Below are 25,784 nucleotides of genomic sequence, written 5' to 3' on the forward strand. Positions count from 1 at the left end.
ACCGATTCTTTCATTGAAGCAAATAAAAAGCACTCATGATTGAGTGCTTTTTATTTGATGAAACCATCATGAATGAAAATTATTTCAACAATGGTGGTACCGCTTCATAATTAATTTCTACACGGCGGTTTTCTTTCCAGGCATTTTCGTCATGGCCCGCATTGATTGGCATTTCCTTGCCATAGCTAACTGCTTCTAGTTGACCAGGATTAACACCAGTCGTCACCAAGAAGCTTTCTACTGCTTTGGCACGACGCTCGCCAAGTGCCATGTTGTATTCACGGGTACCGCGTTCATCGGTATGGCCGGTGAGTGCTACACGTGAATTGGCATTGGCCATCAGGAATTGCGCATGGGCTTGCAGCGTATTTAGATCTTCATTGCTGAGTTCAGTACTGTCATAGTCAAAATGCACCACGCGTTTTGCCAAGAATGCTTTATTTTCTGCAGTAACACCTTTTGCAGAAGCACCTGCCATGTTTTGTGCATTCAGTGCTGCATCTTCACTCAGACCTTGAGTATTCACAGTTGTTGTACCGGTCGTATCTAAACCGCCCGTTTGAACTTCAGCGGCAGGCTTACGGCTCGCACAACCTGTCATGACAACAGCTGCTGCTAAAAGTGGCAAGGCAAATAATTTTACTTTGTTCATCTTCATCTCCATGAAGTTTGATTATGGGGTAAAGGGTTTATCAATATAAAAATCTTATTTTGGCGCCCAAGCCGGTTCACGGACTTCACCCGTTTCACTTGGTAAATTCATACGGAAGCGGCCATCCAGCGACATGATCGACAAGAGTCCGCGTGCACCTTCACGGGTGGCATAGACCACCATCTGGCCATTTGGTGAGAAGCTCGGCGATTCGTCCAGCGTCGTTGGCGTCAGAATATTGTTCACACCGGAGGTCATGTCCTGAACCGCAACTCGATAGTTACTGCCGCTTGGACGATGAACTAATGCAAGTTTTTTACCATCTGCGCTCAGCGTGCCGCGCGCGTTGAATGCACCACGGAAGGTCAGGCGTTTATTGCTACTTGATTCAAGATCATGGCGGTAAATTTGTGGAGAACCGCCACGGTCAGAAGTGAAAATAAAAGATTTTCCATCTGGTGAATAACGTGCTTCAGTATCAATGGCACTGTCATTGGTCATACGTTGTAGCTGACGCGTTTCCAGATTCATCTGGTAGATTTCCGGATTGCCGTGCATAGAAGCAGTAAACAGCATGCTCTTGCCATCTGGAGAGAAGCTCGGCGCACCATTCAAGCCGCGGAAGCTGGCCAGTTTTTCACGTTGTCCGGTCGCCAGATCCTGTACATAAATCGCCGGGCGTTTGGTTTCAAAGGACACATAAGCGATTTTTTTGGCATCTGGTGTCCATGCTGGAGAAAGGATTGGATCACGTGAGGTCAAAATGGTCTTTGGCTGTTCACCATCGGTATCGGCAATCTGCAAGGTATAGCGCTGTTCCGGCGTAGCAGGATTACGCAGCACATAGGCAATACGTCCGCTAAAGTCACCTGGAATGCCGGTCAATGCCTGATAGATGGCATCACTGATCATATGCGCTGCCTGACGGGTGCGTGAGGCTGGAACAGTCAGCAATTCATTTAATAGATATTGTTTTTTTTCGACATCATAGAGCTGATACTGGATTTCAAAAGAACCATCGGCTGTGGCCTTGGATGAACCGGTGACCACATAGGGAACACCAGCCGATGCCCAAGCTTCTGCATTCGGATTATTCAATGTCGCTGTTGCAGGCAGGTTTTTTGAAGCACTGGTAAAGCGGCCAGAACGATTCAGGTCATTTTCCACAATAGGATAAATGCTCTGATCCTGGCTGAAAGGTACAACGGCAATTTTAGGTGCTGCCTCAGGTGCCTTGGTAATTTCCAGATGCAATTGGGCATAGGACTGGGTTGCGAATACAGGGCTTAAAGTGCTAATGATTGCGAGGCAGAGTAGATGTTTGCGAGTCTTTTCCATCATTCGTTATTTACTCAAATCAACGGATTTATTGTATAGGTGCTTGGGCTACATCATCGCATGGATTTAATAGAATAAAACCATGAATTTATGACCAAACTGTTATGACACTGTGAAAAGTGAATGTTATTTAATCAATTTAAAGTGAAGTTTAGCTTAAAAAATAAAAGCCATCACAATATTATTTATGTGATGGCTCCGTTTTTATTGCGCAGTAAAGGTTGAAGTAAAGCTTCGTGCTTCACGGCGTGCATCTGGATCGGATGGCATTGGATAAGGTGCTGCAGCACGGACTGCAGCTTCTACACTGGCTTTCATGTCTGAATCACTTGAATTCACAATGACCGAGACCACACCGCCATTATCATTCAGGGTTACACGTGCAGTGGCACGCTGGCCTGATGATCCGACTGGTGTATCCCAGGCGCGTTTGATTTTGTTTTCAAAATCGCGCTTCGCAGTGGATGCAATCCGTTTTGATTCCGCTTTTTTCTGTGCAGCTTCTTCAGCAGCCTGTTTCGCGGCTGAAGCTTTGGCATCTGCATCAGCTCTGGCTTTTGCTTCGGCATCTGCTTTGCGCTTGGCATCTGCATCAGATTTGGCCTTAGCATCGGCATCTGCCTTGCGTTTGGCATCAGCGTCGGCTTTTGCTTTAGCCGCTGCATCGGCTTTAGCTTTCGCATCAGCGTCCGCTTTGCGTTTCGCCTCTGCATCATTTTTAGCCTTGGCTGCCGCGTCTGCTTTAGCTTTCGCATCAGCGTCCGCTTTGCGTTTCGCCTCTGCATCATTTTTAGCCTTGGCTGCCGCGTCTGCTTTAGCTTTCGCATCAGCGTCTGCTTTACGTTTCGCCGCTGCATCATTATTGGCTTTTGCTGCCGCATCTGCCTTTGCTTTAGCAGCAGCTTCAGCCTTACGTTTAGCATCAGCCTCTGCTTTGGCTTTTGTGGCAGCATCCGCTTTTTGCTTGGCAGCTAAGTCAGCTTTTTTCTGTGCTTCCAGTTTGGCTTTTTGAGCAGCATCGGCTTTGCGCTGTGCATTTAGTTCAGCTTGACGTGCAGCTTCGGCTTCCGCCTTTGATTTTTGCGCTGCATCCGCTTTGGCTTTGGCTGCTGCTTGTTTGGCCTGTTCAGCGGCTTGGGCACGTTTTGCTGCTTCCGCTGCTTGCTGCGCAGCCTTGGCTTGTGCTGCCTCTGCCGCTTTCAGTTCCTGCTGGGCTTTTTGTGTATCGACTTTAGGTGCAGGTGGAGCAGGAGGTGTGGCAGGCGCCGTCGTTGGAACCACTGGAGCAGGTTCTATACTGGGTTCAGCAGTCTGGGTAATTTCTTCTGCGACATTTTTATGTGCAGTTTCCTCAAATTCGGTTTCTTCGCGAGTCACCGGTTTAAGGTCTTCTGGCTTGATCAGAACGGTTTTGATCTGTTTTGGCGGTTCAGGGGGATTACTCATGCCCAGATAAAGTAAGCCCACCAAAGCCACTGCATGGATGCCTAAGGTGAATCCAAGTGCGATGGCTTTTTTCTGAAATGGTGGCTTTTTATAGTCTTTCATACTTTATTCTAATGGCTTGGTCAGTAAACCGACTTGAGAAAGGCCAGCATCCTGCAGGCTGGACATCAAGGCCATGACATCGCCATAAGGACGAGTATTGTGGCCATTGATTACGACATTCAGCACCTTGTTGTCATTTTGCGCCTGGGTTTGGGCATCAACAAGCGTACGCGTCAATTCTTCCAATGTGACTGGGCCAGTCGCCTGATTTTTATATTCTAGATAATATGAACCATCTTCTTTCAGTGTGACGATGGTGGGGGCGTCCTTGGATTCGATCGGCAATCCATTGGCCTGAGGCAAGTCAACCTTAATGCCGCTGGTAATCATCGGGGCAGTGACCATAAAGATTACCAGCAGTACCAGCATGACATCGATATACGGCACCACATTCATGTCACTTTTTAGTGGCTTTTTAATACGCTGAAAGCGTCCTGAACCTTGAATCGCCATTAGTCTTTGTCCTGAGTTACGCCCACAGACTGACGTTGTAATAGCGCCACCATTTCTTCAGCAAACAGCGCACGGTCAGAGTAGACCGTTTCACCTTTGGCCGTAAAATGGTTGAAAGCCAATACAGCTGGAATGGCTGCGAACAGACCAATCGCAGTTGCAATCAAGGCTTCGGCAATACCGGGTGCGACCGTCGCCAAAGTCACCTGATCAACATCTGCCAGGCCAATAAAGGCGTTCATGATGCCCCAGACTGTACCGAACAGACCGACATAAGGCGCGACCGAACCAATACTTGCCAAAGCGCCCAGACCTTGTTCCAGATGACCTTGGTCACGGCTTAAACCGACACGCAAAATACGCTCTGTTCCTTCAATCGACTGGGCAGTTGGCGCATGGCGTTTTTTCAATTTCAGGAACTCGCCCAGACTCTGATAGAAAATATCTTCAAGGCCGGTACGTTTAGAATTGAGTTGTGCATTGTTATACAGAGTATTTAACTCAGCGCCAGACCAGAAGATTTTCTGGAAATGTTCATCATCGGCCTGGGCTTTTTTATAACTCATATAGAGCCTGGCAATCAGATACCAGCTATATATTGAGGCTAACAGGAGAGAAAGCATCACCAGTTGTACGACAGGGCTTGCTTGTAAAATAAGATCTGAAACTTGAAGAGATGATTCTAACTGAGTCGCCATAGTTGTTACGTGTGCCAATAAATTTTTTTAGTCTTGTTCCAATTCTTTTTGAATTAGTTCGCGGATTTCATCCGGGAGTCGACGTGGTCGCATCTCTGCACTGATACATGCCAACTCAACTTCACCTGATGCAAGCATGATTTCACCACGATAAATATTTTGTTGCAATACAAATGATGAAGCTTTACATGAAATGACACGTGCCGTAACAGTAATTAAATCATCCATCAGGATCGGACGCATGTATTTGACATTAATTTTATGCACCACAAAATTGTAGTCTGTCTGATGCCAGTAATGGCTCACTCCAGCGGCACGTAACCATTCGGTACGGGTACGTTCCATATAGCGAATATGATTGGCGTGATAGACAATGCCACCCGCATCAGTATCTTCAATATAAACGCGGATATTGAATTCAAAGTGATTCGCCATAGTTTTGTTCCATGCAGATTTTCGAAATTTTTGCTTGTTTTTAGATGCAGGAAAGGGATTAGAGTTTGCCGGATTCCTGCCAACAGTCAAGCAATTTAGCGGTTCAAAGTTTAGCATTGTGAGTCTTGAGACCAATGGCACAAGGTGTCAAATCTGGAGAGAAGTCACTAAGATGAAGTACTGAGCGCTTAACAGCTCATTTATAAAACAGCAGCAGATACTAAAATGCGCGAGTCCTTGGAGCCGCGCATTTTTAGTAATAGAAGATTAGCCTTTATTTTTCTGTTTCCAGTTGGCCTGAACCTGCTCAGCTACTTTTGGATAGTCCAGAATAAAACGGACATGGCTTTCGACACCGGTTTTCAAGGTCGCATCATCGACAATGAAATTCGGGTTGTGATTCGGTGCGGCTTTTGCCGGATCCTGATCTGCTGGTGTGGCACCAACAAAAACGAAGAGCGATGGCATGAGCTGGCCATAATAAGCAAAATCTTCACTGGCGCTGGCATTGTTGTCTAAAACATGCAATTTATCTTCATCATGCACGCTCGCCAAGGTTGGGCGCATCAATTCAGTCAAGGTTTTATCATTGGTGGTCACTGGTGCATAAGGTGCAATTTCGACTTTCACCTTAACGTCATTGGCTGCGGCATTGTGTTCCAGCATTTTCGGCAAGTCTTTTAAAATGCCCTGACGTACATCTTCACTATTGGAACGAATAGTCCCGACCATATTGACCTGATCTGGAATGACGTTACCGGTAGTGCCGCCCTGAATACTGCCAATACTGACCACACCCATCCCTTTGGTCAGGTCGGCTTTACGGCTGATCAGGCTTTGTAAATTGGTCACCATCTGGGCAGAGGCATAAATCGGGTCTTTACCTGCCCAAGGCATGGAGCCATGTACCTGACTGCCATTCACCTGAATACGTAAATGATCGGCACTATTCAAAATCGCACCATCTTTGTAGAAGATATTGCCACTTGGCATGCCTGCCATGACATGCATCCCGAAAATCACTTCAGGTTTTGGATTGTTCAAGGCACCGTCGGCAATCATTTTGCGTGAGCCAATCTGATCGCCATGAGTGAAGTTATCGATATCTGCACCGCCTTCTTCAGCCGGCTGGAATACGAATACCACTGTCCCCGCAATTTTATCTTTATTGGCGGCCAGAACTTTGGCTGCACCCAATAACATCGCAGTATGTGCATCATGTCCACAGGCATGCATCACATAAGATTCTTTGCCTTGATAAATGGCTTTTTGTTTGCTGGCAAAAGACACCGGTGCTGTTTCCTTAATTGGCAAGGCATCCATATCTGCACGTAAGGCCATCACAGGGCCGGGTTTTGCACCTTTTAATACACCGATTACACCGGTTTTGGCATAGCCTTTACGTACTTCAATGCCGTAGGATTTTAATTCTTTCTGGACCAGCTCCGAGGTTTTGAATTCCATGTTGCCTAGTTCAGGATGCTGGTGGATATGCTGGCGTAATTTGATGGTGTGTGCTTCAGCAGCGTGTACAGAATCATCAATCCAGTCAGCCAGGCTGAATTGGCTGCAGAAAAGAAGAGGGAGACAAAGGGATATCTGCTTATACATATTCATACTTCGGGAGAACCTTAAGAATTTGAAATGGTTAAAGTGATTCTTTAGGATGGCATACTGATCTAATTTCGATCAAAACTCTCTAAGTATTTTTTGATACTTTAAAGGTATTCTAGATGTTAATAGCTGTTCTCAAAGAGCTTTATTTGTTCTTTTGCATTGTAAAAATATGTATCTAAATTGATTTTTTATATTTATAAGGTATGAGAATGATAAAAATTACCACATGAAAAAGGATCGGGGAAAAGAAAAAACGATTCCATTTATATCAATAACTCGGATGAAGTGAAGATTTTTTAAACCTCTTCAAATAATTTTGGCACTTAGATTGCATTCACTCTTCCGTAATATTTTTTATGACGGAAATTAAACACATGTTAAAACCTTTGGCTTTATCTCTGGCAGTGGCTTCAAGCTTAAGTTTTATTTCGACAAGCCTATGGGCTGAAGAGTTTAAGATACTGAAACAGCTGGAAAATAAACCAACATTACTCAAAAGTGGTGAATATAAAGGTCATTATTATGTGCCGAGTACCTTGAATACGATTACGTGGGGTTATCTGCCAAATAAAGATGCAAAACCTGTTTTGACTATCCCTTCAGGTAGCACAGTTACTTTCGATACAGTTTCGCATGAAGGGTTGCTAGAAGATCAGGGCCGCAATGCAGAGAAATATTTCACATCAAAAGGTGTCAAGCCTGAACATGTATTGGACGAAGCCAAGCTGATCACAAATTCCAAATTAAAACATGATTTCCATAAAGATGGACCACACATTATTACCGGGCCTGTCTATGTAGAAGGGGCGATGCCGGGCGATATTCTAAAGGTGGAGATTTTAAAAGTTGAACCGCGTGTACCTTATGGCGTGATTTCAAACCGTCATGGCAAAGGTACTTTACCCGAATTCCCGAAATGTCAGAAACATGAGCATGCATCTCCAGCCAATCCTGAGGCTTATGGCAATGTGTCCATTTTTACCCCAATTGAGAAAAATGCTGATGGCGTATGGGAAGGCGTTTTAAAAACTGAATCTGGTAAAGCGATTCGTTTCCCGCTTAATCCGTTTATGGGCACGATGGGTGTTGCACCAAATACCAGCGAGCCTGTGCATTCTGTGCCACCATCATTTTATGGCGGGAATATCGACATCAATGAATTAGGAGCAGGGGCTACGGCCTATTATCCTGTACAGGTGCCAGGTGCTTTGTTCTATACAGGTGATAGTCACTTTGTACAAGGTGATGGTGAGGTGGCTTTAACTGCCTTGGAAGGTTCGGCACGTGCGACTTTAAAATTCACTTTACTTAAATCTGGCAAGGATAAAATTCCAGGTGCAGAGATTAAACAGCCGCTGGCTGAAAATGCTGAATTCTGGATTACGCCGGGTCTGGATGAAGACTTAGATGAAGCCATGCGTAAATCCACCCGTGAAGCGATCCGTTTTCTGGTCAATGAATATGGCATTTCTGAAGAAATTGCTTATGCCTACTTAAGTGCTGCGACTGACTTTGAAGTGTCACAAGTGGTCGATCGAACCAAAGGTATTCATGCCATGATTCGTAAAGCGGATTTTAAGGAGTTTAAAAAAGACGCGAAATAATTTTTGAATAAAACTTAGAAAAATAGGTTTGTGCTTTTGCCAACTGATTTAGACATGGTCAGTTGGCTTTTTCTTTTGTAAGCGGCTGAAACTGTTTAGTATGTAAGAAATAAATAATCAAATTAAAATATGTGGGGAAACGTGCAAGAACAACAAACTCAAGCTGTGGTTTTACAGCAGCCAAAAGATCAGAAAGTGTATTTAGATGTGCAACATTCGACAGATTGGGTAGTGGCAGCTTCAATTTTTGTATCAGGTATAATTAGTTTTATAGGGTTTTTAATAACAGTATATATTGTAAGAAAGTCAACAGAGACTCAAATTATATCTAATCAGAAACTTATTAACAGCCAAGAATCCCAGAGAATGCTAGAAATTCATATAGCATTTATCAAAAAAGGATTAGATAAAGTTTCTGAAAATTCATCTAAATTAGTTCTTCTACTTAGTAATTGGTCCTATAAATATGGGATGATTAATCAGTATATTTTGCAAGAAAAGCAAAAAAATAATGCGTATAAGTATGATGCCGATTCATGGGCTTGTTCTGAAATAGTGCTTTTAGACGAAATATTTGAGCAAATTAGGTTAAATATTGCTGAACTTTCATTTTCATTGAATTTATTGGAAGTTGATGCTGATTTAATAAATAAAATTGATGAAATTGAAACCCGAATATTTTCATTAGTTAAAGAAATTAACAGTACGAATTCTTTTAAAAATGTTCAGGATTTATTTATAGACAGCAAGAAAATTAAATATGATTTAGAAAGGAACTTAATTAACTGTATGAAAAAAGCAGCCTAAGCTGCTTTTTTTAAATTACTTCTATTTTGGCTCAGGCGGTGCCATCCCAAACTGCAAATACGCCATATTGGTGGCAATACGACCACGTGCAGTTCGCATTACATAACCTTGCTGAATCAGGTAAGGCTCAATGACATCCTCCAACGTACCAGAATCTTCTGCCATGGCTGCTGCCAAGGCTTCTACGCCAGCAGGACCACCATCAAAACGCTCAAGCAACATTGACAAGTAACGACGATCGAGTGTGTCTAAACCATCTTTATCGACTTTGAGCATGTCCAAAGCACGTTGGGCCATATCCTGATTGATTTCCCCCGTTCCTTTGACCTGAGCGTAATCACGAACTCGACGTAACAATCGGTTAGCAATACGCGGTGTACCTCGTGAGCGACGGGCAATTTCTTTTGCGCCATCTCCAGTCATCGGTACATCCATCAAGTTGGCTGAACGTTTGACAATGTGGGTTAAATCTTCAACCGAATAAAACTCTAAACGCTGTACGATTCCGAAACGGTCACGCAGCGGAGAGGTGAGTAGACCGGCACGTGTGGTGGCTGCTACCAAGGTAAATGGAGGTAAATCCAGTTTAATCGAGCGCGCAGCAGGGCCTTCACCAATCATGATATCGAGTTGATAATCTTCCATCGCCGGATACAGGATTTCTTCAATCACGGGTGAAAGACGGTGAATCTCGTCAATAAACAGGACATCGCCTTCTTCCAGATTCGTTAGCATCGCTGCCAAATCACCAGCACGTTCTAGTACCGGGCCAGAAGTTGACTTGAGATTGCCACCCATTTCTCGGGCAATAATATTGGCCAATGTCGTTTTACCCAGACCTGGTGGGCCAAAGATCAGGGTGTGATCGAGGGCTTCTTCACGGCCACGGGCTGCACCAATGAAAATTTCCATTTGCTCGCGGACCACCGGCTGACCGATATAGTCATCGAGGGAAGTCGGGCGGATGGCACGATCAAAATGATCTTCGGGTTTTTCAGAACCACTGATGAGACGGTCTTGCATAACGTTTATATACCAATGTTTTAGTGATCCTTTGAGCTGGTAATTTTGACACGGCCTCAAATATGGATCTGAATCCTAAGATTTTCGCCTAGGCGAGGAATTGAATTTTTGCAGAGTCTTTCCAATCAGATTTATATCTGAGTATTAACCTGCGGTTCGCCTTACTTTTGTTTCGGCAAAAGTAAGCAAAACCACCGTCATTCGCAAAACTCGTCGAATATTGATTCTTATCGAATATATCGCAGAAATATTTAACTATAAATGTCTCCTGCCTCAAACAGTTGCGAATGACTTTTACGCGTATCAGACTTTATCCTGTAACTTGGATATCATCTCTATTTATTCATCGACTTCAACGCTGCGCGGATAATATCGCTGGCTTCTGTAAATTCACCTTTGGCGGCATTAACTAGCTTCTGCGCTTCAATTGGTTTATAGCCAAGAGATTGTAATGCAGCTTCCGCTTCAGCCACGGCTGAATTGCCCATAAACTGAATCTGTGGTGCAGTAGAGTTGCTTGGTGCAGCATCTGAAGCCATGGCTTTAAAGCGGTCACGCAATTCAATCATCAGGCGTTCAGCAGTCTTTTTACCCACCCCCGGAACTTTGACCAGAGTGTTGATATCTTCATGTTCAACGGTGTGGATCAGCATTTCCACACTTAAAGTGGAAAGAATACCAAGCGCCATTTTCGGACCAACGCCGTTCACCTTTAATAAGGTACGGAAAATGGTTTTTTCCTGCGCATTGATAAAGCCATAAAGTAACTGGGCATCTTCACGAACAGCCAGATGGGTCCACAGAGTAATTTTCTGACCTTTTTGCAACTGGCAGAAAGTGGTTAAAGGGGTATCAATCTCATAACCTACGCCGTTCACATTTAATAAAACAGTCGGTGCTTCCAGCGCCAGCACTTCCCCAATCAGGCATCCAATCATTTTTTATACATACTCAAATTTAATACAGGCATAGTAGTCAGCATTTTCGATAAAGGCAAAACTCTATCATTCAAATCCAGTGATTTTGCTGAGATTATCATCAAGCGTTCGTTCGCATTAGAGTAACCCGGCTTTATTGCCATGCAGTTCCTGCGCCAGATTATAGGCCTGATGATCAGAAAACTTGGAGACAATATCCAGCACCTGCATAATGTTGTCATAATGATCAGCACTAAACTGCGCACCCGAACGTTTTAAAATGGCCATTAAACGCTGTTCTTTAAAGCTTAAAGTTTTGTGCGGCGTGGTCAGTGGAATAAAGGCATCCAGAATCGTTTGTAAACTTTGATGCGCGATAATTTCCAGACCGGCTTTTTGCGGATGTTCGAAGATCTTGTCTCGCGCCAGTTCTTTGGCCCGGTTAATGCCAATCTCAATGTCGGCACTGCAATAACCCAGCAATGAGCCTTGCAGTTGGCCCATTAGAATTTCCTGCTGATGTCGGGCAAAGGCCGTGGTGACTTCATCTACCAGACGTTTCATGACCCGGCCACGTAAGGCGGCAATTTTTTGTTGCCAGGTGGTATTAGGCAGATTGATTTCTTCAGGCGTGCCATATTCACCCAGCAAGTTCAGGAAAACTGGCTCGACTTCGGCATAACTGAGCATATTCAGGCTAATACCATCTTCCAGATCAATCAGGGCATAACAGATATCATCCGCAGCTTCTAAAAGATAGGTCAGCGGATGACGACAATAATGATATTCACCGAGCTGAATCAAACCCAACTGTTCAGCAATTTCCTGCAAAATCTCTTTTTCAGACTGGTAACAACCAAATTTTGGACGTCGACTGGCCGGGGTGTTACCAGTCGGGTCAATGGCCTCAGAGAGCCATGGGTATTTAAGATAGGCACCAAGTGTGGCATAAGTCAGGCGCATGCCGCCATCATAGGGATGGTAATCGATCTTGGTCAGCAGGCGCAGGCCTTGGGCATTGCCTTCAAACTGGCGTACATCGGCTTCCTGTTCAGGACTCAAATCTTTTAAAAAGTCGGTATGTGATGCATCGTCAAACCATTCCCGAATGGCGTATTCACCGGCATGACCAAAAGGCGGGTTGCCAATATCATGTGCCAGACAGGCAGCCTGAATGATGGCGCCAACATCAGCCGGAGAAATCCAGGCAGGTAAATTATCTTTGATTTTCTCTGCAGCCAGCATACCGAGTGAACGGCCAATACAGGAGACTTCCAGTGAGTGGGTTAAACGGGTATGAATGCCATCATGCTGGGTCAATGGATGGACTTGGGTTTTGCGGTTTAACTGCCGGAAGCTTTGCGAAAAAATAATACGGTCATAATCTTTATGAAACGGGCTTCGTGCCAGTTCAGTGCTCTGCTTTTTACTACCAATCCGAACTGTCGAAAGCAGTTCTAACCAACGCATTTGAGTCATTTATCATTATTCAGTGATCCACTATTTGCATCATGCCAAAAAACTAGCTCCTGCACTAGGGCAGTGCGACATGAATTGTCATGCTCCCTATTGTTATTTTAGTCAGCTGGAAAAGACTGAGAATTAAAAATCGAAATCATCAAATGAACAATAAAAAGCAGACTCAATAGCCTGCTTTTTGTTTAGGATGAAGAATCAAATTAGCTCTTCGCCATTTTTCTTGGCCTGTTGTGTGTCTTTATAGACATTCAGACAAATCGTGAACAAGACCAGGCTTGCCACCAAAGGCCAAAAAAGTACATATAGAGTCAATAATTGACTTGTCATCTGAAATCTCCTTATTTACTTTTCTCAGATAGCTGGTGAAATTCAATCACCATCTTGTTGATTTGTTTAAAATCAAATCGTTCTTTACTGTAGACCAGCGTCAACACCGTACATACCAGTGCACTACTGCCATAAGCTGTTAGTGAGCTTAACAAGGTGCCGTATTCACGCAAGAAACCGATGGTCCATGGCATGAAGCCAATACTGGCCAATATGCCAACGACCAGACCCACTTTCTTGCCAAAGAAACCAAAGGTCATCAGACCCAGCACCACACCAATCCCCAGGGTCGCAACGAGTTCAAAGCCAAGTGCGATCAATCCCTGAATCGGAAGCCATTCAAAACGTACTATCAGAAAGCTGAAAAATGCGAGGCCCACTGACCAGTTAAAGGCCCGGGCATTCACCTTGTCCCAATACAGACTAACAATTACCGGGAATACAATAGAGCCCCAAAGCGCACCCACAAAAATCAGCATCGACAAAATGTCAAACTTTAAGGTGGCAATCACAATTCCAAGCATGGTGGCAACGATCATGGTCATACGGCCAATGAATAGCATTTTCTTTGGATCAGGGCTGTTTTTCGCAATCTGTTTGCCATAAATGTCCGTCATGACAATCGCAGACAGGGCAGACAGATCCGAGTCAGCGGTAGAAGACAATGCTCCAATCACCATGATGAATAACAGCGCGACCATAAATGGAGAAAGATAAGTCGCTGCCATTTGCGGAATCAGGTTATTCAGGTTGCCATCAATGGGCTGAATACCTGCAAATAGTGCCAATAACCCCAGCATGCCTAGACCAATAACAATTGCAGCATAACCAATGGTTGCAGTGATAAAACTCGGTTTGATCAGGTCTTCACGGACTGCAAACAGGCGCTGGGCAATGGTCTGATTACCAATCGCGTAGGCCAATACGGCAACAAAAAATGGTGCACCTTGTTCCAGAAAGGCTGTTTTAGAGAAAAAATCCAGCTGTTCCGGCTGCAGGTGATGAATCCCGCTTTGAAACAGGGAAGGTCCACCTAAGGTGAAGAACAAGGTTGGAATAATGATCACAGCCGCGACAATCATCGCCACCAGTTGACCAAAATCGGTAAACACCGAAGAACGGAAGCCCGACCAGAGGGTATAGGACAGCACACCGATACCGGTAATCAGCACGCCATGGATAAAGCTTAAAGGAGATAAAATCTCAACCAGTGCCCCAGCGGCGGTAAAGTTCACCATCAGGCTGATCACGCTGCCCACAATATTGGAACCTGCCAGAATCATCTGGCTTTGGTTGCCATGCCGGGCATGCATAATTTCTGCCAAGGTGTGGGCATTAGGCGCCAGTTCACGAAAGCGCTTGCCAAAGGGATAGATAAATAAAATCATCAGCGCACCCCACAAACCATAGTGTAGGGCACCGGAAACGCCGTATGTATATCCGGATGAAGCTGCTGCATAAAACGAGGCGGCCCAGATCCAGGTGGCGGTCATACTGGCCGCAGACATTCCAAATCCGATGGAGCCATTCGAGACCATGTAGCCATCAACATTTTCATTTTTCTGTTTAATACGTAACGATAGTAAAAAAGTGATGCCATAGAAAAGCACCATCAATAGTACAGTTGCTGTACTAGTGAATTGAAACATACATACTCCTTAAGCGGGTCACCTTTTGTTTTTGAAAATTAAATCATTGGTGACAGATTAAGGCTCTAAAATAGACAGAGCAGTGAAGCTATAGAACATCAAAAAATTAGTGTCCGAATATAGAATTTATATTCATCTCTACAGCAGAAAGGAAAAACCATTGCCAGGCTCAGAATTTGGACAATTCCTCAGCAATTCGGCTAGAGCTTAACATAAAATCATCAAATTTACTGATGAAGTGTCTATTTGGTAAGATTCTTAGCTGATATAGACGTGTGGGCCTGTTATTCTGTTAGTTGAATAAAAAAGAAAATTTTCTATATTTTTTCAGCAATTACAAATATTTATTTTAAACTTTTCGAGTTAAATAAAACCTGAGAATACGGATTAAATAAAAAAGGTAACAAAATTTTATTATTAATCATTTCTTCATTATTTTTTTATATAAGCCTCATAATTCCTGGTAAATTTCCTCATAAATATAAGTGGTATTTTGCTATTTATATTGTGTTTTTTACGCATAATAGAGCTCATGAATAAATGATGAAATTTCAAAATATTGGATATGGTGGGGGATTTTGTCGATATATTTTTTGGTCTTTTAGATGAGTAAATTTCGCTTAATTATGATCTGAGAAGATAAAAATCAAATATAAAAAAATAAAAGGCCCAAATAAGAAACTTTATTTTTATTCTTTTAGAAGTTGAGAATGGATGTCCGGTTTTTCCCCCGCAGATGATGTCAGATTAAAATACCACTCAGTATTAATTATTCTTTCATAGAGGGGAGTAATTTGCCTCTGTTACTGTAATGGCGGAGATCAGCGGAGAACTGTTCCTTGTAGTACAGAAAACGGCAGAAGACCTTTAACCAGTTTTCTAATCTTAGAAGTCAAAGTTAAGAGTCAATCAAAAGAATCAAAAACAGTCTGCAAAAAATACGACTTCATTAAATCTTGTAATCAAGTATTTCATTTTGGCCTAAATAGGAATTTTGGCAGGTCATGACAATAAAACCTGAATTTGATTTTGTCCCGATTGTTGTTGAAAAATAATACAATTTTTATGCAGAAAATTATTCTGAAGCGGTTTTGATTTTTCTTGAAAAAAATGTGTTAACCTGTGCGACTACATTCAATTTTCCTGACTGAAAATAAACGAAATATTTTAAAAGTCCAGGATATTTCAGACGTAGTTTTCTGATTTGGCATCTAGCCGATTTCCTTATTTCACAGTAGAATATGCGCTCTCTCAAGTCACATTGTGGCATGGTTGTTCAGACCATCCCGTGGAGCCAAAATCAGCATGTTTATCGTTGCCGGTGCACCCGCACATTCTTCTTTTAAGAAAACTCAACTATTATCGCGTTTGACGTCAATTAGTTCTGTTCAATCAATTGAAAGTCAATGGGTCTACCTCTTTGACCAAGCGCTCAGCGAGCAACAACAGCAATCAGCTTTACAGCTTCTCAACGATGGTCAATCTTTTGAATTGCACCAGGCTGCAAGTGATGAAATCCAGATTTTAGTCACACCGCGCGTCGGAACCATCTCTCCTTGGTCCTCTAAAGCGACGGACATTTTCAAAAACTGTAATACGCCGGTTCATCGACTTGAACGCGGCGTTTTATTTACTTTGAAGGGCGTAAAAGAGCTTTCTAAAGAAGCATTGCAAGTACTTCACGACCGTATGACCGAAAGCGTATTCAATGCGATTGAAGATGCTGCGGTATTATTTGTGGAAACTGCGCCAAAACCACTGAACTCGATTGATATTCTGGGTGAAGGTAAAGAAGCACTGGTAAAAGCCAATAATGAATTTGGTTTTGCATTATCAATGGACGAAATTGATTACCTGACTGAGGCTTTCATCAAGCTAGGTCGTAATCCGAATGACATCGAACTGATGATGTTTGCGCAAGCCAACTCTGAGCATTGCCGTCATAAAATTTTTGGTTCGGAATGGACGATTGATGGTGAAGTTCAGCCATTGTCGTTGTTCCAGATGATCAAGAACACCTATAAAGAATCACCGACAGATGTATTGTCGGCTTATAAAGACAACGCTTCAGTGATTGTTGGTTCGGATACCCAGCGTTTTTATCCAACCCAAGAAGACAACGGCCATCAGGTTTATAAATACAAGAGCCAAGCTGCTCACATCCTGATGAAAGTGGAAACCCACAACCACCCAACAGCAATTGCACCATTTGCCGGTGCAGCGACAGGTTCAGGCGGTGAAATCCGTGACGAGGGTGCGACCGGTCGTGGTGGTAAGCCTAAAGCAGGTTTAACCGGCTTCACGGTATCTAACCTGAATATTCCGGGCTTTGAACAGCCTTGGGAAGAAAACTACGGCAAACCATCGCGTATGGCATCGCCGTTACAAATCATGATTGAAGGCCCGCTTGGTGGTGCTGCGTTTAACAACGAATTTGGTCGTCCAGCTTTAAACGGTTACTTCCGTACCTTTGAACAAAACGTGAATGGCGATGTTAAAGGTTTCCATAAGCCAATCATGATCGCTGGTGGTTACGGAAATATCCGTCCAGATCACGTTGAAAAAGATCCGATCTTACCGGGCGATTTGCTGATCGTACTCGGTGGTCCAGCCATGCTGATCGGTCTTGGTGGTGGTGCTGCATCTTCTGTAGATAGCGGTAAATTGGGCGAGAACCTTGATTTTGCTTCGGTACAACGTGAAAACCCGGAAATGGAACGCCGTTGCCAAGAGGTGATCGATACTTGCTGGCGCATGGAAGACCATAACCCAATCGTGTCGGTACATGATGTAGGTGCGGGTGGTGTATCAAATGCCATGCCTGAACTGGTGAATGATCACGAGTTAGGTGCAGTGCTGGATCTTCGTAAGATTCCATCTTTAGAACCTGGCATGTCGCCAATGGAGATCTGGTCAAACGAAGCGCAAGAACGTTATGTATTGGCGATTCGTCCATCTTCTTTAGAATTATTTGAGTCAATCTGTGCGCGTGAACGTTGTCCGTTTGCAGTACTGGGTGAGGCGACTGAAGCACGTCACTTAACCGTTGAAGATCCATTGTTCGGCAACAAACCGGTGGATATGCCAATGCAGGTGATGCTTGGCGGTACTCCGCGTATGAGCCGTTCCTATGAAACGATTGAACGTAAAGGCGATGATTTTGACGCGGCTAAAGTTACGGATTTAAAAGATGCGATTTATCGCGTTCTGAAAAACCCGACAGTGGCTTCTAAATCATTCCTGATCAGTATTGGTGACCGTTCGATTACCGGTATGGTCGCGCGTGACCAGATGGTGGGTCGCTGGCAGGTTCCTGTCGCGGATGCTGCAGTAACAACTACAAGTCTTGTCGGTTACACCGGTGAAGCAATGGCAATGGGTGAACGTCCTCCAGTAGCGTTGTTGAATCCTGCTGCATCAGCACGTTTATCTGTGGCTGAATCGATCTCTAACATCATGTCTGCGAAGATTGAAAAAATCAGCGACATCAAATTGTCTGCAAACTGGATGGCTGCTGCGGGTCAACCTGGCGAAGACCAGGCATTGTTCGAAGGCGTGAAAGCTATCGGTATGGAAATGTGTCCTGCACTCGGTATCGCGATTCCGGTCGGTAAAGACTCATTGTCTATGCGTACCACCTGGAATGACGAAGGTGAAGACAAGTCTGTGACTTCTCCAATGTCAGGTGTGATCACTGCATTTGCACCAGTGACTGATGTACGTCAAACATTGACTCCTGAATTAAAAGATCTTGAATCTGTACTGGTTCGTATTGATCTGTCTAAAGGTCAGTTCCGTCTAGGTGGTTCGATTCTGGCGCAGGTGTATAAAGCAATCGGTTCAGTGACGCCTGATGTCGACAGTTTCGATGACTTCAAAGCATTTTTCGCATTGGTTCAAGACTGGAACAACCGTGGCTTAATCAAAGCGTATCATGACATCGGTGATGGTGGTTTATTGGCAACTGTTGCAGAAATGATGTTCGCTTCACGTCTTGGTGTCGCACTTGAAGATCAATCTGTTGCTTCATTGTTCGCTGAAGAAATTGGTGCAGTGCTGCAAATCTCGAAAGCAGATTGGGAAGCACTACAAGCTGAAGTTGCAGCCTCTACGCTTAAAGATGCAATTGCAGTGGTGGGTACTGTAAATAATTCTGATCAGTTATCTGTAAATGGTTTGGTACTTGAACGTGCTGATCTGCAAGTGGCATGGACTGAAGTTTCTCATCAAATCCAGCGCCTACGTGACAACGTACAAACTGCAGATCAGGAATTTGCCTTAATTACCGATAAAGCACACAAAGGTATTATCGCCCAACCAACATTCGATTTGAATGAAGTGATTGAAGCACCTTTCATTAACTTGCGTCGTCCAAATATGGCAATTCTGCGTGAGCAGGGTGTGAATGGTCATATTGAAATGGCGGCAGCTTTCGACAAAGTCGGTTTCAATACCGTTGACGTCCACATGAGTGACTTGCTGGCAGGTCGTATCAGCCTGGATGATTTCGAAGGTTTGGTAACGTGTGGTGGCTTCTCGTATGGTGACGTGATGGGCGCTGGTGGGGGCTGGGCGAAATCCGTATTGTTCAATGCTAAATTGCGTGACCAGTTTGAGAAATTCTTCAACCGTCAAGAAACCTTCTCGCTCGGTATCTGTAATGGTTGTCAAATGTTGTCTCAATTGGCTCCATTAATTCCGGGTGCGGATGCTTGGCCACGTTTCCATCGCAATACGTCTGAAGTATTTGAAGCGCGAGCAGTGAACGTTCGTGTGGAAAAATCGAATTCAGTATTGTTACAAGACATGCAAGGTTCGATTCTGCCGATCGCTGTGGCGCATGGTGAAGGTCGTGCAGTTGCAACGGCGGAAAACTTTGCTGCACTGAATGCATCGAATCAGGTGGTTCTACGTTATGTCGACAGCCATGGCAATGCAACTGAACAATATCCGTTGAACCCGAATGGTTCACCGGAAGGTATTACCGGTGTAACCTCTCAGGATGGCCGTGCAACGATTATGATGCCGCACCCTGAACGTAACTTCCGCGCGCTCCAGCATTCCTGGAAACCAGAAGACTGGGATCAAGACGGTGCTTGGTTACGTATGTTCCGTAATGCACGTAAATTTATTGGCTAATTGATATAATCAAGAATTAAAAAAGCCCCGAAAGGGGCTTTTTTAATAAGCAAATTATAGATTTATAGGTGATTAGATATAGAATTGAAAAAGATTAAAAAATGAATAAAGAGTCCTCAAATGTCCGATTTAATTGAAAAAGTTTTACTTTTACAAGAATTGCTAATAGCTAGAGCTACTGATACTTATGAAAAAGGTTCTTCAGAGGCATTTATGCAGCTTAGACAAGAGTTACTGACATTTAAAAACTTTTATGAATATATTCCATTTTTTATTAAAGACACACGCACATTAGATGAATTTGAAGCTAGGATTAAGTGGGATTTTGAATCTTACGCTGAACGTGAAAATTATATTTATTCGGAATTTAAAGAATTCTTTAATGTATTAGAAAGTCTAGATGTTCCTCCATTGGATCAGGTAGTACAGTTGAAGATTGCTGAATTAAGCTCGGATTATATACATCAAATATGGCAGAAAGCATTAGAGCGAAGAAGTACAGATCCCGAAGGTGCGATTACATTAGCTCGAACACTTTTAGAATCGACCTGCAAATATATTCTTGATGAATACGAAGTCGGTTATGGCAATGCTCCAGATATAAATCAACTGTATAGATTGGTGAGTAAAGAATTAAACCTTGCTCCATCTCAACATACGGAGCAGACTTTCAAACAAATTCTCGGAGGATGTAGTTCCATCATTGAAGGTTTAGGATCATTGAGAAATAAAGTGGGTGATGCTCATGGGCAAGGTAAAATAAACTTTAAACCTTCTCCAAGACATGCAGAATTAGCAGTGAATTTGGCTGGTACAATGTCCGTGTTTTTATTCTCATCTTGGAAATTAAAACAAGGTGAATGAATTTTTTATTATAAATATTGTTTTTAAATAGTATGTTAATTTTACTGTATGGAAAAATTAAAATAAATTCACTAACATAGGATTATTCAACCACCAATTTGGTGGATTTTTGCTTTTTAAGCATTCTGATTTTTTAATTTTTTTTCTTCCTGCTGAGTTGGTTTAGATTTTGCTTTTATATTGTATATAAAGTGCTATGGTATGTTTTATGCACAACTTTATTGCACTATAAAAGAAAGATGGAATAGATCGGTTCAGTATCAATTCTCAAAGATGAGGTGATGACATGGCTAAAACACTTAGAATAATGGATAAGGCGGCAATGCGTCAGAAAGGCTGGATGTTGTTTTGTATTGTTGTAGGACTACAAATATTGTTCGTTGTGGGCAGTTACTTGCTGCAGGGTTCTTGATCATCAGCTTTAAGAAAGCCACCATTAAGGTGGCTTTATAATTTAAATAACCAATTGAACCTGCTTCAATACCGCCTTTAACGTATTTTCATAATCAAAAGCTTTATTGGTACTGTCCTGATAACGCCAAGCCACATAACCATCCGGACAAACCAGTACTGCACCAGATTCATGAATTTCAGACTTGGCATTCCAGGTTCCATACACATCACGATAGTCACGTGAACCAATCTGAGTCACATCCAGATATGGCAAATCCAATGCTTCTGCCGCCTGTTTCCAGCCTTTACCGGATAAACCTGTGAGCAGGGTAAAACGACCTTTACCCGTAATATCCAGTGTCGACTGCTTTTGACCTTTGGCATTGATCAGCCAAGTATGCGGAACTTTAGCGCCTGGGCGAGTGGTTGCCTGTAAATAAAGCTGCTCATCTTTTTCAAAAATCTCAGGCTCGGATTCTGCAATCACCGTATTGGAGCTATATCGCTGGTTCAGTTCTACACCTTGTGCATTAAATTCGAAGTTTTTAATTTCCAAAGCTTCAAATAGTTTTTGACGGATTTCAGCACCTTGCTCATCTTCCGCAAAGATACGTTCCAGCATTTGCTTCTGAGTCGTCACACCTTGATCAAAACCAAAGACTTCTTTCAGGTATTTATAATCAAAACGTGACTGGTTCGCACGCGCTACAATCTGCTTGCCGACCGGTGCACGCTCGGTGGTATAGGAATCCAGCAGGGAAGGTGCAGCCCAGCCTTTTACCGCGTATGCCAGTTTCCAGCCTAGATTAAAGGCATCCTGCATGCAGGTATTTGAACCTAGGCCACTCGATGGTGGATGACGGTGTACTGCATCACCACCACATAACACTCGACCTTTAGAATATTCAGTGGCCCAGGTCTGGTTCACATACCAGTACGATAATTTCTGGATTTCAACTTCTTCGACTTCAGTACCAACAAAAGCATTCAGGCGGGCACGGACCTGTTCTTCAGTCACTTGTGGTTCGCCTTTGGAAATGTCAAAGCCCCAACCCATGATCCATTCATTCCATGGCGTAATGGCACGTAACAATCCCATACCGAGATCGCCAAAGCTGGCTTCAGGATTCACGATCCATTGCAGAATCGCAGGACGGTGCTGAACGTATTGAGAAAGATCAGCTTTAAAGGTCACATAGACGGTACCGGCACGTGCCATCACGCCTTCCAGTGGCAAGCCGAGCTGTTCCAATGCACGAGATTTAGCACCATCCATACCCACCAGATATTTTGCTCTTAAGCTAAATTCAGTATTGGTAATGCGGTTCAGGAAAGTAGCAGTCACGCCATCTTCGTCCTGCACATGTGACAGGTATTCAGTATTGAAGTTATAAATTGCACCACGTTCACCGGCATTTTTCACCAGTAAAGCTTCCATTTTTGGCTGAATCAGATCGACTAATGGACATGGACTGCCTTGGATATAGTCACCATGACGTTCATCACCGGTACCCCATGCACTTAAACGGGCGATTTCTTCGCCGACCAGACTGGTGGTAATCAGGCTTTCACCCATCTGTTCCCATGGTGTTGCAATCTCTTTAACCTGTTCTTCAATACCTAAATCACGTAATACTTCCATGGCACGTTGATTGGTAATATGGGCACGTGGACTATTGGCCAGCCAGCTAAACTGGGTAAACAGTTGTACCTTGATGCCATAATTGGCTAAGGTCAGACCTAATGTTGAACCTGCAGGACCGGTACCAATGATCAGAACATCAGTGTCATAGTGTTGTGTCATACAAGACTCCATGTATATGCGTGAAGAACAAGCTATCTATATGATCAGGCAGTCTAGTAAAACAGGATCTGTTGATATAGCGATATTCATATAAACTATCGACCTATTCTTATTTGCAATACGTGGGTCATAATCTTAAGATGCTGACCTGATCAGAAACCGGGCAGGCTATGGAACTTCGACATTTACGCTATTTTATCACCGTGGCGCAGCAACAAAGTTTTACCAAGGCCGCCGAAAAGCTGTTTACTGCCCAGCCGTCATTAAGCCAGCAAATTAAGGATCTGGAACAGGAAGTAGGCGTTGTCCTGTTTGATCGTTCATCCAGAAAAGTCAAACTCACCGATGAAGGACGGGCTTTTCAGGTCTATGCCGAAAAAGCACTGGAAAATGCCAAGCTGGCGGTGGCAGCAGCACGTCAGGTTGCACAGCAGAAAAATAACCAGATTCATATTGGCTTTTTAAACGTGGCAGAAATCAAAGTGATGCCTCAGATTCTGGCCCAGCTTAAAAAAACCATGCCGGACTTGAAAATACATCTGCATAGCCTGACCTGTATGGAACAGATTCAGCGGCTAAAAAATGCTGAACTGGATTTATGTATTACCCGTTTTCATCTCGATCATCCAGATTTTGACAATATTCATTTATTAACCGAGCAAATTTATCTGGTTGCCGCTCAGCATTTACATCCTACAGATCGAATCCTGAAATTACAGGAACTGAAAAATCACAATATGATTATGTGTGAGCAGAATGCAACACCCGTGTTTTATGAAAAGCTGGATCAGCTGCTTGATATTGATCAGCTCGAACATGAACAGCTACTGTGGGTGACCAATGTATTGCAACACATCAATCTGACCAATATGGGAATGGGTTTTAGTTTTACTCCTGAGTATTTACTGAGATTTTTGAATGATCATGTGAAAATCATCCAGACGGATCAGGTGCTCCCAAAACTAGGCTTGTATGCAACATTTAACAAGAATTCTCAAAATCCTGCATTGAAGATAATTACCCAAGCCCTTAAAAATACAATAAATATCTGAATTTCAGGAAGGAATATATGTTAAAGCTGATTTATTACGTACCGGACGAAAATCTGGAAGACACTAAAAATGCAGTGTTTGCAACAGGAGCGGGTGGCATTGGTGAGTATACGAACTGCGCCTGGCAGGTTTTGGGAACTGGACAGTTTAAGCCGCAAGAAGGTGCAGATCCTCATATTGGTGAAGTCGGTCAACTGGAGCAGGTAGAAGAATGGCGGGTAGAAATTCTGGTGCCAGATGAAAAGGCAGTCGAGGTCGCTAAAGCCTTAAAAGAAAGCCATCCTTATGAAGAGCCAGCTTTTGAGTTTATTCAACTTCTGGATATCAAAGTCTAAAATTATAAAATTGATGCTCTGCTGCGGCGCGTTTGACTTGGCGCGCCGTTAGTCTAGATTCAGAAACCATCCAACCTGTTTTTGTTATTATCATCTCTGCCAGAATAATCCAAAGAAAAAATATAATAAGGAAAATAACAATGCCGTGGCCAAAACCGCTGAGCAGCGTGCTTAAGAATACTCTCAGCAAATCTATCCAGTACGGTACAGAAATCCTGCATCAGCGCATTCCATATTCACCGGATAATCCCTATCTGGAAGGTATATTTGCACCAGAGCGGCAGGAACACTTTTCCACAAATTTAAAGGTTGAAGGGCAAATTCCTGCAGAACTGGATGGCGCATTAATGCGGATTGGTCCAAATCCTATTAATGTTAAAAACCCACGCAACTATCACTGGTTTACGGGCGATGGTATGTTGCATGCGCTCAGACTGAAGGGTGGTGAGGCACATTGGTATAAAAGCAGTTATATCGGTTCTGCCAGTGTGCAGAAAAAACTTCATCGACCACAAATTCCCGGTAAAACGCGAGGTGTCGCGGATGCAGTCAATACCAATGTCATCCACTTTGCCGGAAAAATCTGGGCACTGGTAGAAGCGGGTGCATATCCAGTTGAGTTGAATGCTGCACTGGAGTCAAAACGACATCATTTATTTGAAGATGATCAGGATTTTCCATTTACTGCCCATCCGCATATTGATCCTGAAACGGGCGATATTCATGCGATTTGTTATGATGCTTTAAGTCAGAACAAAGTTTTTTATTTGCAGATAGATTCAAAAGGTAAGTTGAAACATTATGTCGACATTCCAGTGAAACATGGTCCGATGATTCATGATTGTGCCATTACCAGATCTCATGTGCTGATTCTGGACCTGAATGTAAACTTTTCTGTACGCAGTGCTTTAAAGGGTTCAATGTTGCCATATCAATGGAATCCAAAACGGCAGGCACGCATGGGTATATTGCCTTTTGACGGTAAGGCAATTGATATTCGCTGGTATGAGATTGATCCCTGTTTTATTTTTCATACCGTGAATGCTTATGAGCTGGATTCTGGTGATGTGGTTATGGATGTGGTGGTGCACTCCAAAGCCTTGGTCAGTTCGATTCAGGGACCGATTGAAGATCAGGATATTCGGCTGGAGCGGTTCATTTTTGAACACGGCACTGGAAAAGTGGCTCGGACGATATTATCCGAGATGAAACAGGAATTCCCACAGATTAATGAAGCTTATACCGGACGGCCTTATCGCTATGTCTACACTATTTCCTTTGGCGAGTTTGATGATCCTTTTCATGTCAGCAGCAATACTCTTTTGAGCCATGATGTGGAAACTGGCAATTCAGAAAGCTATTCTTTTGGAGAAAACTGGGTAACAGGAGAGGTGATATTCGTCGCACGGGAAGGGGCGCAAGCTGAAAATGATGGCTGGCTCATGTCTTATGTTCATGCTCTAGATGGATGCCCATCCAAAGTGGTGATTCTGGATGCACAGCAGATGACGACAGGACCGATTGCAACCATTCATTTACCGGTTCGTGTACCCGTCGGGTTTCATTGTAACTGGGTTGATTATCGGAAATTGAGAACAATATGAGCTTGAGTTAGGTATATATAGCTATCTATATAAGTAGAAACCTCTG

General features: G+C 43.4%; 21 protein-coding genes. 8 read left to right on the plus strand and 13 right to left on the minus strand.

What is annotated here, in order from left to right:
* Positions 1-79: 79 nt before the first annotated feature.
* The 7 genes from pal to ACP7AK_RS05055 form a co-directional block, all read right to left on the minus strand.
* Positions 80-652 (minus strand): peptidoglycan-associated lipoprotein Pal, encoded by a 573-nt coding sequence (gene pal / locus ACP7AK_RS05025; protein WP_004279115.1) that lies wholly within the window; start codon positions 650-652, stop codon positions 80-82.
* A 54-nt stretch (positions 653-706) separates the two neighbouring features.
* Positions 707-1,990, minus strand: coding sequence for a Tol-Pal system beta propeller repeat protein TolB (tolB, locus tag ACP7AK_RS05030; protein ID WP_425878966.1), 1,284 nt, complete (start codon positions 1,988-1,990; stop codon positions 707-709).
* Between the two features lie 204 nt (positions 1,991-2,194).
* Positions 2,195-3,538, minus strand: a complete 1,344-nt coding sequence (gene tolA / locus ACP7AK_RS05035; protein ID WP_425878886.1) for a cell envelope integrity protein TolA — start codon at positions 3,536-3,538, stop codon at positions 2,195-2,197.
* Between the two features lie 3 nt (positions 3,539-3,541).
* Positions 3,542-3,991 carry a protein TolR gene (gene tolR, locus ACP7AK_RS05040; protein WP_005103851.1) on the minus strand — a complete coding sequence of 150 codons (450 nt, stop codon included), beginning with the start codon at positions 3,989-3,991 and terminating at the stop codon, positions 3,542-3,544.
* Positions 3,991-4,689 (minus strand): protein TolQ, encoded by a 699-nt coding sequence (gene tolQ / locus ACP7AK_RS05045; RefSeq protein WP_425878888.1) that lies wholly within the window; start codon positions 4,687-4,689, stop codon positions 3,991-3,993. Before tolQ ends, tolR begins: the two co-directional genes overlap by 1 nt.
* Before the next feature lie 27 nt (positions 4,690-4,716).
* Positions 4,717-5,124 carry a tol-pal system-associated acyl-CoA thioesterase gene (gene ybgC, locus ACP7AK_RS05050; protein WP_004645668.1) on the minus strand — a complete coding sequence of 136 codons (408 nt, stop codon included), beginning with the start codon at positions 5,122-5,124 and terminating at the stop codon, positions 4,717-4,719.
* 267 nt (positions 5,125-5,391) lie between these two features.
* Positions 5,392-6,735 carry an amidohydrolase gene (locus tag ACP7AK_RS05055; RefSeq protein WP_425878968.1) on the minus strand — a complete coding sequence of 448 codons (1,344 nt, stop codon included), beginning with the start codon at positions 6,733-6,735 and terminating at the stop codon, positions 5,392-5,394.
* Between the two features lie 380 nt (positions 6,736-7,115).
* On the opposite strand from ACP7AK_RS05055, the gene ACP7AK_RS05060 reads away from it, so the two are divergent.
* Positions 7,116-8,345 (plus strand): acetamidase/formamidase family protein, encoded by a 1,230-nt coding sequence (locus ACP7AK_RS05060; RefSeq protein ID WP_425878891.1) that lies wholly within the window; start codon positions 7,116-7,118, stop codon positions 8,343-8,345.
* A 141-nt stretch (positions 8,346-8,486) separates the two neighbouring features.
* On the plus strand, positions 8,487-9,152 hold the full coding sequence (locus tag ACP7AK_RS05065; protein WP_425878893.1) for a hypothetical protein: 666 nt from the start codon (positions 8,487-8,489) through the stop codon (positions 9,150-9,152).
* 21 nt (positions 9,153-9,173) lie between these two features.
* On the opposite strand, the gene ruvB is transcribed toward ACP7AK_RS05065, so the two are convergent.
* The 5 genes from ruvB to ACP7AK_RS05090 form a co-directional block, all read right to left on the minus strand.
* The gene (ruvB, locus tag ACP7AK_RS05070) at positions 9,174-10,175 is read right to left on the minus strand and encodes a Holliday junction branch migration DNA helicase RuvB (protein WP_148334615.1); all 1,002 of its coding nucleotides are present in this window, start codon (positions 10,173-10,175) and stop codon (positions 9,174-9,176) included.
* A gap of 335 nt (positions 10,176-10,510) precedes the next feature.
* Positions 10,511-11,113, minus strand: coding sequence for a Holliday junction branch migration protein RuvA (gene ruvA, locus ACP7AK_RS05075; protein WP_004645662.1), 603 nt, complete (start codon positions 11,111-11,113; stop codon positions 10,511-10,513).
* Between the two features lie 117 nt (positions 11,114-11,230).
* Positions 11,231-12,571 (minus strand): deoxyguanosinetriphosphate triphosphohydrolase, encoded by a 1,341-nt coding sequence (locus ACP7AK_RS05080; RefSeq protein WP_005103835.1) that lies wholly within the window; start codon positions 12,569-12,571, stop codon positions 11,231-11,233.
* 195 nt (positions 12,572-12,766) lie between these two features.
* Positions 12,767-12,898: a putative transporter small subunit gene (locus ACP7AK_RS05085; protein WP_004645659.1), complete on the minus strand. Its 132-nt coding sequence runs from the start codon at positions 12,896-12,898 to the stop codon at positions 12,767-12,769.
* 11 nt (positions 12,899-12,909) lie between these two features.
* A complete protein-coding gene (locus ACP7AK_RS05090) occupies positions 12,910-14,547 on the minus strand; it encodes a sodium:solute symporter family transporter (protein WP_004279102.1) in 1,638 nt (545 codons plus the stop codon).
* A gap of 1,305 nt (positions 14,548-15,852) precedes the next feature.
* Between ACP7AK_RS05090 and purL the strand changes: the two genes are divergently transcribed.
* The 3 genes from purL (at position 15,853) to ACP7AK_RS05105 (ending at position 20,962) form a co-directional block, all read left to right on the plus strand.
* Entirely contained in the window at positions 15,853-19,686 is a 3,834-nt protein-coding gene (gene purL / locus ACP7AK_RS05095) for a phosphoribosylformylglycinamidine synthase (protein WP_005252422.1), read from the plus strand.
* A gap of 120 nt (positions 19,687-19,806) precedes the next feature.
* A complete protein-coding gene (locus ACP7AK_RS05100; protein WP_005097594.1) occupies positions 19,807-20,550 on the plus strand; it encodes an abortive infection family protein in 744 nt (247 codons plus the stop codon).
* Positions 20,551-20,836: 286 nt separating this feature from the next.
* On the plus strand, positions 20,837-20,962 hold the full coding sequence (locus ACP7AK_RS05105) for a KGW motif small protein (RefSeq protein WP_004645654.1): 126 nt from the start codon (positions 20,837-20,839) through the stop codon (positions 20,960-20,962).
* Between the two features lie 42 nt (positions 20,963-21,004).
* On the opposite strand, the gene ACP7AK_RS05110 is transcribed toward ACP7AK_RS05105, so the two are convergent.
* Positions 21,005-22,747 (minus strand): FAD-dependent oxidoreductase, encoded by a 1,743-nt coding sequence (locus tag ACP7AK_RS05110; protein ID WP_425878898.1) that lies wholly within the window; start codon positions 22,745-22,747, stop codon positions 21,005-21,007.
* Between the two features lie 170 nt (positions 22,748-22,917).
* On the opposite strand from ACP7AK_RS05110, the gene ACP7AK_RS05115 reads away from it, so the two are divergent.
* The 3 genes from ACP7AK_RS05115 to ACP7AK_RS05125 all read left to right on the plus strand — a co-directional run bounded on the left by ACP7AK_RS05115 (position 22,918) and on the right by ACP7AK_RS05125 (position 25,738).
* Complete coding sequence (locus ACP7AK_RS05115) at positions 22,918-23,799, plus strand: LysR substrate-binding domain-containing protein (protein WP_425878900.1); 882 nt, start codon at positions 22,918-22,920, stop codon at positions 23,797-23,799.
* Positions 23,800-23,816: 17 nt separating this feature from the next.
* Entirely contained in the window at positions 23,817-24,134 is a 318-nt protein-coding gene (locus ACP7AK_RS05120; RefSeq protein WP_425878902.1) for an NGG1p interacting factor NIF3, read from the plus strand.
* Positions 24,135-24,274: 140 nt separating this feature from the next.
* Positions 24,275-25,738 (plus strand): carotenoid oxygenase family protein, encoded by a 1,464-nt coding sequence (locus tag ACP7AK_RS05125; RefSeq protein WP_425878904.1) that lies wholly within the window; start codon positions 24,275-24,277, stop codon positions 25,736-25,738.
* Positions 25,739-25,784 lie beyond the last annotated feature (46 nt).

The organism is Acinetobacter sp. TWP2-2-3 (assembly GCF_049896445.1).
Classification (GTDB): domain Bacteria; phylum Pseudomonadota; class Gammaproteobacteria; order Pseudomonadales; family Moraxellaceae; genus Acinetobacter.

What these genes read in the sequence shown, in the direction of transcription:
- pal (WP_004279115.1), bottom strand. Translation starts at nt 652, where the DNA reads ATGAACAAAGTAAAATTATTTGCCTTGCCACTTTTAGCAGCAGCTGTT.
- tolB (WP_425878966.1), bottom strand. Translation starts at nt 1,990, where the DNA reads ATGGAAAAGACTCGCAAACATCTACTCTGCCTCGCAATCATTAGCACT.
- tolA (WP_425878886.1), bottom strand. Translation starts at nt 3,538, where the DNA reads ATGAAAGACTATAAAAAGCCACCATTTCAGAAAAAAGCCATCGCACTT.
- tolR (WP_005103851.1), bottom strand. Translation starts at nt 3,991, where the DNA reads ATGGCGATTCAAGGTTCAGGACGCTTTCAGCGTATTAAAAAGCCACTA.
- tolQ (WP_425878888.1), bottom strand. Translation starts at nt 4,689, where the DNA reads ATGGCGACTCAGTTAGAATCATCTCTTCAAGTTTCAGATCTTATTTTA.
- ybgC (WP_004645668.1), bottom strand. Translation starts at nt 5,124, where the DNA reads ATGGCGAATCACTTTGAATTCAATATCCGCGTTTATATTGAAGATACT.
- ACP7AK_RS05055 (WP_425878968.1), bottom strand. Translation starts at nt 6,735, where the DNA reads ATGTATAAGCAGATATCCCTTTGTCTCCCTCTTCTTTTCTGCAGCCAA.
- ACP7AK_RS05060 (WP_425878891.1), top strand. Translation starts at nt 7,116, where the DNA reads ATGTTAAAACCTTTGGCTTTATCTCTGGCAGTGGCTTCAAGCTTAAGT.
- ruvB (WP_148334615.1), bottom strand. Translation starts at nt 10,175, where the DNA reads ATGCAAGACCGTCTCATCAGTGGTTCTGAAAAACCCGAAGATCATTTT.
- ruvA (WP_004645662.1), bottom strand. Translation starts at nt 11,113, where the DNA reads ATGATTGGATGCCTGATTGGGGAAGTGCTGGCGCTGGAAGCACCGACT.
- ACP7AK_RS05080 (WP_005103835.1), bottom strand. Translation starts at nt 12,571, where the DNA reads ATGACTCAAATGCGTTGGTTAGAACTGCTTTCGACAGTTCGGATTGGT.
- ACP7AK_RS05085 (WP_004645659.1), bottom strand. Translation starts at nt 12,898, where the DNA reads ATGACAAGTCAATTATTGACTCTATATGTACTTTTTTGGCCTTTGGTG.
- ACP7AK_RS05090 (WP_004279102.1), bottom strand. Translation starts at nt 14,547, where the DNA reads ATGTTTCAATTCACTAGTACAGCAACTGTACTATTGATGGTGCTTTTC.
- purL (WP_005252422.1), top strand. Translation starts at nt 15,853, where the DNA reads ATGTTTATCGTTGCCGGTGCACCCGCACATTCTTCTTTTAAGAAAACT.
- ACP7AK_RS05100 (WP_005097594.1), top strand. Translation starts at nt 19,807, where the DNA reads ATGTCCGATTTAATTGAAAAAGTTTTACTTTTACAAGAATTGCTAATA.
- ACP7AK_RS05105 (WP_004645654.1), top strand. Translation starts at nt 20,837, where the DNA reads ATGGCTAAAACACTTAGAATAATGGATAAGGCGGCAATGCGTCAGAAA.
- ACP7AK_RS05110 (WP_425878898.1), bottom strand. Translation starts at nt 22,747, where the DNA reads ATGACACAACACTATGACACTGATGTTCTGATCATTGGTACCGGTCCT.
- ACP7AK_RS05115 (WP_425878900.1), top strand. Translation starts at nt 22,918, where the DNA reads ATGGAACTTCGACATTTACGCTATTTTATCACCGTGGCGCAGCAACAA.
- ACP7AK_RS05120 (WP_425878902.1), top strand. Translation starts at nt 23,817, where the DNA reads ATGTTAAAGCTGATTTATTACGTACCGGACGAAAATCTGGAAGACACT.
- ACP7AK_RS05125 (WP_425878904.1), top strand. Translation starts at nt 24,275, where the DNA reads ATGCCGTGGCCAAAACCGCTGAGCAGCGTGCTTAAGAATACTCTCAGC.